Annotated in this window: 10 protein-coding genes; all 10 read left to right on the top strand. The window is 72.3% G+C overall.

Translation table 11 applies throughout. The features are described 5' to 3' along the window. Positions 1-8: 8 nt before the first annotated feature. Positions 9-935, top strand: coding sequence for a dihydroorotate dehydrogenase electron transfer subunit (locus KILIM_RS11470; protein ID WP_006592853.1), 927 nt, complete (start codon positions 9-11; stop codon positions 933-935). Position 936: 1 nt separating this feature from the next. Beyond that, on the top strand, positions 937-2,703 hold the full coding sequence (locus KILIM_RS11460) for a dihydroorotate dehydrogenase (RefSeq protein ID WP_085956003.1): 1,767 nt from the start codon (positions 937-939) through the stop codon (positions 2,701-2,703). Beyond that, positions 2,700-3,569, top strand: coding sequence for an orotidine-5'-phosphate decarboxylase (pyrF, locus tag KILIM_RS11455; RefSeq protein WP_006592851.1), 870 nt, complete (start codon positions 2,700-2,702; stop codon positions 3,567-3,569). The genes KILIM_RS11460 and pyrF overlap by 4 nt, the downstream gene beginning before the upstream one ends. Continuing rightward, a complete protein-coding gene (locus KILIM_RS11450; RefSeq protein WP_006592850.1) occupies positions 3,566-3,868 on the top strand; it encodes a chorismate mutase in 303 nt (100 codons plus the stop codon). The genes pyrF and KILIM_RS11450 overlap by 4 nt, the downstream gene beginning before the upstream one ends. A gap of 308 nt (positions 3,869-4,176) precedes the next feature. Then, the gene (gene mihF, locus KILIM_RS11445) at positions 4,177-4,494 is read left to right on the top strand and encodes an integration host factor, actinobacterial type (protein WP_006592849.1); all 318 of its coding nucleotides are present in this window, start codon (positions 4,177-4,179) and stop codon (positions 4,492-4,494) included. A gap of 40 nt (positions 4,495-4,534) precedes the next feature. Continuing rightward, entirely contained in the window at positions 4,535-5,125 is a 591-nt protein-coding gene (gene gmk, locus KILIM_RS11440; protein WP_083876108.1) for a guanylate kinase, read from the top strand. Positions 5,126-5,130: 5 nt separating this feature from the next. Further along, positions 5,131-5,394: a DNA-directed RNA polymerase subunit omega gene (gene rpoZ, locus KILIM_RS11435; RefSeq protein WP_006592847.1), complete on the top strand. Its 264-nt coding sequence runs from the start codon at positions 5,131-5,133 to the stop codon at positions 5,392-5,394. Positions 5,395-5,415: 21 nt separating this feature from the next. Next, complete coding sequence (locus KILIM_RS11430) at positions 5,416-6,756, top strand: bifunctional phosphopantothenoylcysteine decarboxylase/phosphopantothenate synthase (RefSeq protein WP_006592846.1); 1,341 nt, start codon at positions 5,416-5,418, stop codon at positions 6,754-6,756. 160 nt (positions 6,757-6,916) lie between these two features. Further along, positions 6,917-8,131, top strand: coding sequence for a methionine adenosyltransferase (gene metK, locus KILIM_RS11425; RefSeq protein ID WP_006592845.1), 1,215 nt, complete (start codon positions 6,917-6,919; stop codon positions 8,129-8,131). Positions 8,132-8,278: 147 nt separating this feature from the next. Beyond that, on the top strand, positions 8,279-10,066 hold a 1,788-nt coding region (locus KILIM_RS11420), incomplete at its 3' end, for a primosomal protein N' family DNA-binding protein (protein WP_157551657.1).

Here is a 10,066-nt window from a genome sequence, read left to right as displayed (position 1 = left end):
AGAGGTCAGTGGCCAAGTCGAGAGGTGGGCGGGTCGATCCCGTCGTCCATGTCGAGGCTCGGCTCGTCGCGACCCGACCGGCCGGTGACTACCAGTACATGACGTTCACGGCCCCGGGCCTACCGAACGTCGCCCGGCCGGGCCAGTTCGTGACGATCAGCGTCGGCGGGCCCCCCGGCCTGCAGACCGCCACGCCGGCGCAGTTGCTGCGGCGCAGCTTCTCGCTGCACGCGGTGAGTCCGGCGGCCGATCGCTCCGAGGAGGACATCCTCGACATCGTCGTTGCCGCCCACGGGCCCGGCACCCAATGGTTGACCACCCGGGAGGTCGGCGAGTACGTCGACCTCGTCGGCCCCCTCGGCCGACCGTTTCCATTACCCCGCGAGCGGGTCTCGTGCGTGCTCGTCGGCGGTGGCTACGGCTCGGCGCCGCTGTTCTGGCTCGCCGCGACGCTGCGCGAACGCGGCTGCCGGGTCGAGCTGATCCTCGGAGCCTCGAGCAAGGACCGCCTGTTCGGCACCGACAAGGCCGAACGCTACGCCGACGGGGTGCACGTCGTCACCGACGACGGCTCTCGCGGCCGCAAGGGCTGGGTCAGCGACGTGCTGCCGCAGGTGCTGCGCAAATGCGAAGCTTCCGTCGTCTACGCGTGCGGTCCGATGCCGATGCTGGAGAGCGTGACGCGCCTGGCGGGGGAGTACGGCGCGGTCGCGCAGATCGCCGTCGAGGAGTCGATGGCCTGCGGCGTCGGGGTGTGCATGACGTGCGTCCTGCCCGTGCGCGGCAACGACGGCATCACCCGAATGCTGCGCTCGTGCGTCGAGGGGCCGATCTTCCGGGGAGACCGGGTGCGCTGGGACGCCTACGACCAGGGCTGGGCGCAGGTGCCCGCCGACACGTACGGGGCCCCGCGCGTCACGCAGGGAGGACACTGACATGTTCGGCCGCAAGAAGAACGAGCCGAAGGCCCCCGAGGGCACGCCGGAGGGGCTCGCCACGCCGGACGGGCAGTCGGAGGGCGATCGTGCGCGTCCGGCGACGCCGTCGCCCGATTCGTCGGCTCAGCCCGGTGCGCAGCAGCAGGCCAACCGCCCCGCGCAGGCCAACCGGCCAGCGCCACAGGCCAACCGGGCCGCGCAGCAGGCCAGTCGCCCCGGGCAGCCGGGGCGAGCCGGAGAGAGCGTCTCGCCCGGCGCTGCGCCGGCGCGCCCGGTCGAGCGCAACGGGGCCGCTACCCCGCCCATCATCGTCAACGCCCCCAAACCGGAGACGCAGGCGCCCCGCGGTGACGCCAGCAGCCGGGCAGCCGGCCCCACGCCGGGCCGACGGGCTGAGGGTGGCACGTCGAGCGCGCCGGGTGGCGCGGCCGGGCACAGTGCCGCGGCCGGCGGCAACTCCGCGATCGGAGGCGCCGCCACCACCCCCTCGGCCGGAAAGAGCCCGGTTCAGGGCTCCGGCGGCGGAGACGAACAGGGCGTGCCGCCCGCCTCCGGGCTCGGTCCGGCGTCGGTCCCGCCGCTGCCGCGCACGCTGCAGCCCGGCGGCAAGGTCGACCTGACCACCGTGCTCGGGCCGCTGAGCCTGCCGAACCCGGTGATGACGGCCTCCGGCTGCGCCGCCAACGGCGTCGAGCTGCACCGCTTCTTCGACATCTCGACGCTGGGAGCGTTCGTCACCAAGACCGTGCTGGCCGACCCGCGCTCGGGCCGGGGGACGCCGCGGATGGCCGAGACGCCTAGCGGCATGCTGAACTCCATCGGCCTGCAGGGGCCGGGCATCGAGGCGTTCGTCGAGAAGGACCTCGCGTGGCTGATGACGAACGGCGCCCGCGTCATCGTCTCGATCGCCGGCAACGACCCCCGCGAGTTCGCGCAGGTCGCCAAGACGCTGGTCAACAGCCCCGCGTTCGACGCCTGCGTCGGGGTCGAGATCAACATCTCCTGCCCCAATGTCGCCAACCGCGGGCTCGTGTTTGCGTGCGACCCCGCCGCCACCACCGAGGTCATCGACCGCGTGCGCACCCAGGTGCCGCCCGGCATCCCGATCCTGGTCAAGCTCAGCCCCGACGTCACCGACATCGTGCAGATCGCCCGGGCGGCCGTGCACGCCGGCGCCGACGCTCTGACGATGATCAACACCACCCTGGGTCTGGAGATCGATCCGGTCACGCTGCGGCCCGCGCTCGCCGGCATCACCGGCGGTCTCTCCGGCCCGGCGATCCGCCCGACCGCCCTGCGCGCCGTGTGGCAGGTCTACGCCGCCATGCAGGCCGGCGTGGTGCCCAAGCGCCCCATCGTCGGGGTCGGCGGCATCCGCACCGGGCGGGATGCGCTGACGTTCCTGGCCGCCGGCGCCACCGCTGTGCAGGTCGGCACCGCGATCTTCAACGACCCGCACGCGCCCGTGCGGGTGCGTGACGAACTGAGCGAGGAACTGCGCAGCCGAGGCGTCGCCTCACCCGCTGACGTCGTCGGCATCGCCCACCAGCGCGTGCCCGGCGTGACGAGCCTTCGATCCACCCCTGGGCGAGGCGGCACCGGCGCAGGGGCGTCTGGAACACCCCCGCCACCCGGTGCCAGCGCAACGGCGACTGCCGCGGGCCCTGCCGGAGCCGGTGGCTCTGGTGGCCCCGCAATCCGCGCGAGAGCCGATGACTCGCGCGCCTCGGGGCCGGCGACGGCTGCGCCGGGTGGCCGCCGGTGAGCACCTTCGGTGAACGGCTGAGCGCCGCCATGGCCCAGCACGGGCCGCTGTGCGCCGGCATCGACCCGCACGCCGGACTGCTGTCGGCCTGGGGGCTGGACGACGACGTGGCCGGGCTGGAGACCTTTTCGCTGCGGTGCGTGGAGGCGTTCGGCGGCAACCTGGCCTGCGTCAAACCGCAGTCGGCCTTCTTCGAGCGCCACGGAGCCGCCGGCATCGGGGTGCTCGAGCGCGTCATCGCGGGACTGCGCGACGCCGGCACCCTGTGCCTGCTCGACGTCAAGCGCGGCGACATCGGCTCGACGATGACCGGGTACGCGCAGGCCTATCTGGCCGACGGGCCGCTGAGCGTCGACGCCATCACGGTCTCGCCCTATCTCGGCTACGAGTCGCTGCGCCCCGCCCTCGACCTGGCGACCGCCAACGACCGCGGTGTGTTCGTCCTCACGCTCACCTCCAATCCCGAGGGCCAGCGGGTGCAGCACGCCAGCGCTCCGCCGACCCACGACGGCGCGGCCCCACCGGGCAGCGTGGCCGCGGAGATCGTCGCTGGTGTCACGGCCGACAACGCCGTCGCCCGCGCGAAACACCTGCTGGGCAGCGTCGGGATGGTGGTCGGGGCCACGGTCGCCGACGACGTCCGCCGCCTGCACCTCGACCTGAGCGCCGCCAACGGCCCGCTGCTGGCCCCGGGCATCGGTGCCCAGGGCGGCTCCGGCTCCGACCTCGCCGCGGCCGTAGGGACCGCCCGCGCAGCGATCCTGGCCGCCAGCAGCCGCGAGGTGCTGGGCGCCGGCCCCGACGTCGCGCAGCTGCGCGACGCCGCACGACGAACCAGCACGCGACTCGCCGAGGAGCTCGCATGAGCGCACCCGCGGACCCGCCGGCCGAACTGCTCGACTTGCGCGCCAGCATCGACAACATCGACGCGGCCCTGGTGTACCTCCTGGCCGAGCGCTTTCGCTGCACCCAACGCGTCGGGCACCTCAAGGCCCAGCAGGGCCTACCGCCTGCCGACCCCGACCGCGAAGCCCAGCAGATCGCTCGCCTACGAGCCCTGGCCGAAAGCGCCGACCTCGACCCCGCGTTCGCCGAGAAGTTTCTCGCGTTCGTCGTCGAGGAAGTCATCCGTCACCACCGCGCGATCGCCGACCAAGAGGGTTGAGTCTCGCCGCGATATCCGGTCGTATCCTCCCGCGCGATCCCGTAGCGACCCCAGGCATTCTGGGCGATTCGGGCGACTCCGGGGGGCTCGTCACGGGTGCCGTTGGTGGGCCCCCGACGTCCGTTCGCCGACACATTGCACCAGGTTGGCGACTTGCGCCCCGCTCGGGCAGCTTGTCGCATATTCTCCGATCTGTCGTTGCGCACAACCCCGCTGGTCGCTAGGTTCGTCAGAACCGGCCAAGGCCGGGGCCGACGGTTGCGAGGCGACCACTACGACGGCCCGACGAGCCAGACCTAGGAGACACCGTGGCCCTACCCCAGCTGACCCCGCAGCAGCGCGCGGAAGCACTCGAGAAGGCCGCCGCCGCCCGCCGCGAGCGCGCGGCTGTCAAGAACCGCTTGAAGTCTTCCCAAGGCTCTCTGTCCGCCGTCATCAAGGAGGGCAAGACCAACGAAGTGATCGGCAAGATGAAGGTCTCCTCGCTGCTGGAGTCCATGCCCGGCGTCGGTCGAGTCCGCGCGCGCCAGATCATGGAAGAGGTCGGCATCTCCGAGACGCGCCGCGTGCGGGGTCTGGGTGCCAACCAGATCGCCGCGCTGCTCGACCGTTTCGGCGAGGCCTGAGATCGCAGCGCTGCGCACCCCATCGCTGGTTTGCGGCTCAGTGTCGGGATCGTCGGAATCGCAGGCCCCGGGCCGGTCACGCCTCGTCGTGCTCGCCGGGCCTACGGCCGTCGGGAAAGGCACCGTGGCCGCGTGGATTCGCGCCCATTGCCCCGACATCTGGCTGTCCATCTCCGCCACCACCCGGCCGCCGCGCCCCGGTGAGGTCGACGGGCTGCACTACCGCTTTCTCACCGAGGACGAGTTCACCGAGCGCGTAGCGGCCGGTGACTTTCTCGAGTGGGCCGGCCGGGCCCGCTACGGCACCCTGCGCTCTCCGGTGGAGAAGGCCCTGCGCAAGGGCCACTCGGTGCTGCTGGAAATCGACCTGCAGGGCGCGCGGCAGGTTCGTGAGACGATGCCCGAAGCCCTGTTCGTCTTTCTCGCCCCACCCAGTTGGGAAGAGTTGGAGCGTCGACTCGTCGGGCGGGGCACCGAAACGGCGGAGGAACGCGCGACCCGGCTGGCGACGGCCCGGGTCGAGTTGGCCGCCGCGCAGGAGTTCGATCGCGTCATCGTCAACGACGATGTTCAGCGCGCAGCCGAAGAGCTCGTATCATTGACGGGTTCACCCGCACAGACCAGAAGGTAGACATCTTGTCCGGCACCATCGCCCAGCCCGAAGGCATCACCAACCCGCCGATCGACGAACTGCTCGACGTAGCCGACAGCAAGTACGCGCTGGTCATCTACTCGGCCAAGCGCGCCCGTCAGATCAACGCCTACTACAGCCAGCTCTCCGAGGGCCTGCTGGAGTACGTCGGCCCGCTGGTAGAGACCCAGATCCACGAGAAGCCGCTGTCGGTGGCGCTGCGTGAGATCAACGAGCGGCTGCTGACCTCCACCCCCGTCGAGGCCTGAGCGCCCGGCGGTGAGCGCGCGATGAGCCGGATCGTCCTCGGCGTCGGGGGCGGCATCGCCGCCTACAAGGCGGCATCGCTGCTGCGTCGGCTCACCGAGACCGGCCACGACGTGACCGTCGTGCCGACCGCCTCCGCCCTGAAGTTCGTGGGGGCACCGACATGGTCGGCGCTCTCGGGCAAGCCGGTGACCGCCAACGTTTTCGACGACGTGCACGAGGTGCGCCACGTGCGTCTGGGGCAGGAGGCCGATCTCGTCGTCGTCGCCCCCGCCACCGCCGATCTCATCGCCAAGGCCGCGACCGGGCTGGCCGACGACCTGCTGACGAACGTGTTGCTCACCGCCCACGGGCCGGTGGTCCTCGCGCCGGCGATGCACACCGAGATGTGGCAGCACCCCGCGACCGTGGCCAATATCGCCCGGCTGCGCTCCCGCAACGTGCACGTCATCGAGCCCGCATCCGGGCGCCTGACCGGCGCTGACACCGGGCCCGGGCGGATGCCGGAGCCGGAGGAGATCCACACGGTCTGCCTGCAGATCCTCGGCCAGTCAGATCCGAGCCTCGACGCCGGCGCGGGCGCGGCGCCGGGCGGCGACACCGCCCCGGGCGGGCCTGCAGGAACGACCCACGCCAATCAGCCGGCCCTGTACGCCGTTCCCCAGCCCACGCTGGCCGGGCTGCGCGTCGTCATCAGCGCGGGCGGCACCCGCGAGGCCCTGGACCCGGTCCGTTTTCTGGGCAACCGCAGCTCCGGTAAGCAGGGTTTGGCCCTGGCGCAGGTGGCCGCCGAGCGGGGCGCGCAGGTCACGCTGGTGGCCGCGAACGTGTCGCTGCCCGCGCCGCCAGGGGTGCAGGTCGTACCCGTGGAGTCCGCGCTGGACCTGGCCGAGGCGATGACGGCCCGCGCCGACGACGCCGACGTGCTCGTCATGGCGGCCGCCGTCGCCGACTTCCGTCCCAAGCAGTACGTCGACGCCAAGATCAAGAAGACCCACGCACCCGGGCACGAGGACGATGCTCCGGTCATCGAGCTCACCCGCAACCCCGACATCCTGGCCGCCCTCGTGCAGCGCCGCCGCGAGCGCGGCACCGCGCGGCCGGTGATCGTCGGGTTCGCCGCCGAGACCGGCGACGACGAGGGCGACGTGCTGCACCACGCCCGCGCCAAGCTCGCCCGAAAGGGATGCGACCTGCTCATCGCCAACGAGGTCGGGCGCGATGTGACGTTCGGCAAGGACGAATCGACGGTGCATGTGCTCGTGGCCGGTTCGACCGCGGAGCCGGTGACCATCGGCCCTGCCCCCAAGGCGAGCATCGCAGCCGGCGTGTGGGATGCGGTACAGCAGCTGCTCGCTCCCTGATCGCGGCCTAGCGCCGTCTCTTGCGGCACTCCCGCGCTGACCATCCAGCTTCTGGGCGGGCGACAGGCGACCTGGCGACGTCGCTAGAGTGGGCGAGGTTGTCCGCCGTCCGCCTGTCGGCGACGGAACCGGTCCATCCGTTTTCGCTTCAGGAGTCTTAGTGTCCCGCCTGTTCACCTCCGAGTCCGTCACCGAGGGTCACCCCGACAAGATCTGCGACCAGATCAGCGACGGCATCCTCGACGCCATGCTCACCCAGGACCCGCACGCGCGGGTCGCGGTCGAGACGATGGTGACCACGGGCCTCGTGCACGTGGCCGGCGAGGTCGCCACCACCGGCTACGTCGACATCCCCAGCATCGTGCGCAAGACGATCATCGGCATCGGATACGACTCCTCGGTCAAGGGCTTCGACGGCAAGACCTGCGGCGTCGAGGTGTCGATCGGGGAGCAGAGCGCCGACATCGCCCAGGGCGTCGACACCGCCTACGAGAACCGCACCGGCGGCATCGACCCCAAGGACAAGCAGGGCGCCGGCGACCAGGGCCTCATGTTCGGCTACGCCAGCTCGGAGACCCCCGAGCTCATGCCGCTGCCGATCCACCTGGCGCACCGCCTCGCCGAGCGCCTCACGGCCGTGCGCAAGTCCGGCCAGATGGCCTACCTGCGCCCCGACGGCAAGACCCAGGTGACGGTCGAGTACGACGGCGACAAGCCGGTGCGTCTGGACGCGGTCGTGCTGTCCACGCAGCACGCCGAGGACGTCAGCCTCGAGGCTCTGCTGCAGCCCGACGTCGAGCAGTACATCATCAAGCCGGTGCTGGAGGATCTGCGCGACTCCGGAGTGCAGCTCGACCAGGACGACTACAAGCTGTACGTCAACCCGACCGGCAAGTTCGTCGTCGGTGGCCCGATGGGCGACGCGGGCCTGACCGGCCGCAAGATCATCGTCGACACCTACGGCGGCATGGCCCGCCACGGTGGTGGCGCCTTCTCCGGCAAGGACCCCTCGAAGGTCGACCGGTCTGCCGCGTACGCGATGCGTTGGGTCGCCAAGAACGTCGTCGCCGCCGGGTTGGCCCGCCGCTGCGAGGTGCAGGTCGCCTACGCCATCGGCAAGGCGCAGCCCGTCGGTCTCTACATCGAGACCTTCGGTACCGAGACCAAGCCGCTGGACGCCATCCAGAAGGCCATCGCCGACGTCTTCGACCTGCGCCCGGCCGCGATCATCGAGGAGCTCGACCTGCTCCGCCCGATCTACCAGCCGACCGCCGCCTACGGCCACTTCGGCCGCACCAGCGCCGGCTCCCTGGTCAACGCCTTCACGTGGGAGCGCACCAACAAGGTCGAGGAGCTGCAGCGCGCCGTCGGCTGACGCGCTGTCCCCTTCGCTCATCTCCACTGTTCTGCCTGTTGCTCGGGGTTGCGGTTGTCACCGCAACCCCGAGCGCTTTCGCAACTGTCGGCGGGGGACAGCGGAGGCTAGCGACTCTTGTCGGTGCTCTGGGGTACAAAGTTCGACATGGCCACGGCAGCGGATCACGAGGGCGCGCAGACTCCTGCGCGCTCCTGCGGCGCGGGTGAGGTCGACGCGCTGACGTTGCCCGGGGTCCAGGTGCATGAGCGCACCGGGCGCGGGGGCAGTGGGCGTGGGGGCGCTGGAGCGCCGGGGGGCGCCCAGGTCAACGGGCACATGTTGCCGTCGTCGCAGGAGTTGGCGGCGACGCTGCCGGTCGCGCGGCTGCTCGTCGATGTCGTGCCGGCGCACCTGGATCGGCCCTTCGAATACCTCGTGCCGCGGGTGCTCGACGATCTCGTCCGACCCGGGGTGCGGGTCAAGGTGCGGTTCGCCGGGCAAGAGGTCACCGGGTACGTGCTCGAACGCGTGCCGGAGGCCGAGCATGGCGGGCGCCTGAGCCCGATCCGGCGGGTCATCGGCGCCGATGCCGTGCTCACCCCGGCGTTGGCGAGCCTGGCCGAGGCGCTGGCCGCCTCCCAGGCCGGCACGCGCGCCGATGTGCTGCGCCTGGCGATCCCACCGCGCCACGCCCGTGCCGAGAAGGCGTGCCCGCCCGAGGCGCGCGTGCCCGCAGAGGAGGGGGACGAGCCGCCCACTGACGTGGCGCAGGGGCCGGCGGATGTCGACCCCGGCCCGTGGGGCGCCTATCCGGCGGGGCCGAGTTTCCTGCGCCGACTGCAGGCGGGGGAGTCACCGGCGGCGGCGTGGAGCGCACTGCCGATCGACGCCGGCGGCTGGCCCCAGGCGCTTGCCGCGGCCGCTGAGGCGACGCTCGCCTCCGGGCGGGGCGCGGTCATCGTCGTGCCCGACCACCGGGACGTGCAGCGGGTGGATGTGGCGCTGACCGCCCGGTTGGGGGCGGGCCGGCATGTGCGGCTCACCGCCGATCAGGGGCCGCAGGCCCGGTACACCGCGTGGCTGTCGCTGCTGCGCGGGCATGTGCGGTGCGTCGTCGGCACGCGGGCGGCGGCCTTCGCGCCGGTCCGCGACCCCGGCCTGTGGGCCTGGTGGGACGACGGCGACGACCTGCACGCCGAGCCGCGCGCTCCCTACGCGCACGTCCGTGACGTCCTGCTGACTCGCGCCGAGCAGGCCGGTGGGGCTGTGTTGACCGGCGGTTTCGCCCGGTCGGTCGCGGTACAGCAACTGGTGGCGACCGGGCGGCTGCGTGAGATCGTCCCTGAGCCCGCCACCCGGCGGCGGCTCTGCGCTCGGGTGCATGTGGCCGGGCAGGGCCAGGAGGAGGAGCGGGACGGGCCGGCGGTGCGCGCCCATCTGCCCTCCTCGGGGTGGCGTGCTGCCCGCGAGGCGCTGACGCGCGGCCCGGTGCTCGTGCAGGTGCCCCGCCGCGGCTACCTGCCATCGCTGTCCTGCGCGCATTGCCGCGAGCGCGCCCGATGCGAGGCCTGCCACGGTCCGTTGGCCGTCGGCGCGGCGCACGGCGCTCCGACCTGCGCGACGTGCGGCCTGGAATCGCGGCAATGGGCCTGCCCCGAGTGCGGCAGCCGCAACCTGCGGCGCAGCACGGTCGGGGCGCGCCGCACCGCCGAGGAGTTGGGGCGGGCCTTCCCGGGGGTGCCGGTTCGCACTTCGGGCTCTGGGGAGGTGTTGGATCACGTGCCGCCGACCCCGTCGTTGGTCATCGCCACACCCGGTGCCGAACCGGTGGTCGAGGGCGGCTATGCGGCCGGGCTACTGCTGGACGCCTGGGCCGCGCTCGACCGGCCCACGCTGGACGCGGGGGAGGAGGCGCTGCGCCGCTGGCTGACGGCGGCGGCGCTCGTGCGCGGC

Source organism: Kineosphaera limosa NBRC 100340 (genome assembly GCF_000298215.1).
In the GTDB taxonomy this organism is placed as follows: domain Bacteria; phylum Actinomycetota; class Actinomycetes; order Actinomycetales; family Dermatophilaceae; genus Kineosphaera; species Kineosphaera limosa.
Note: the sequence above shows the minus strand (reverse complement) of the source record. Positions and strands in the feature narration are given on the sequence as shown.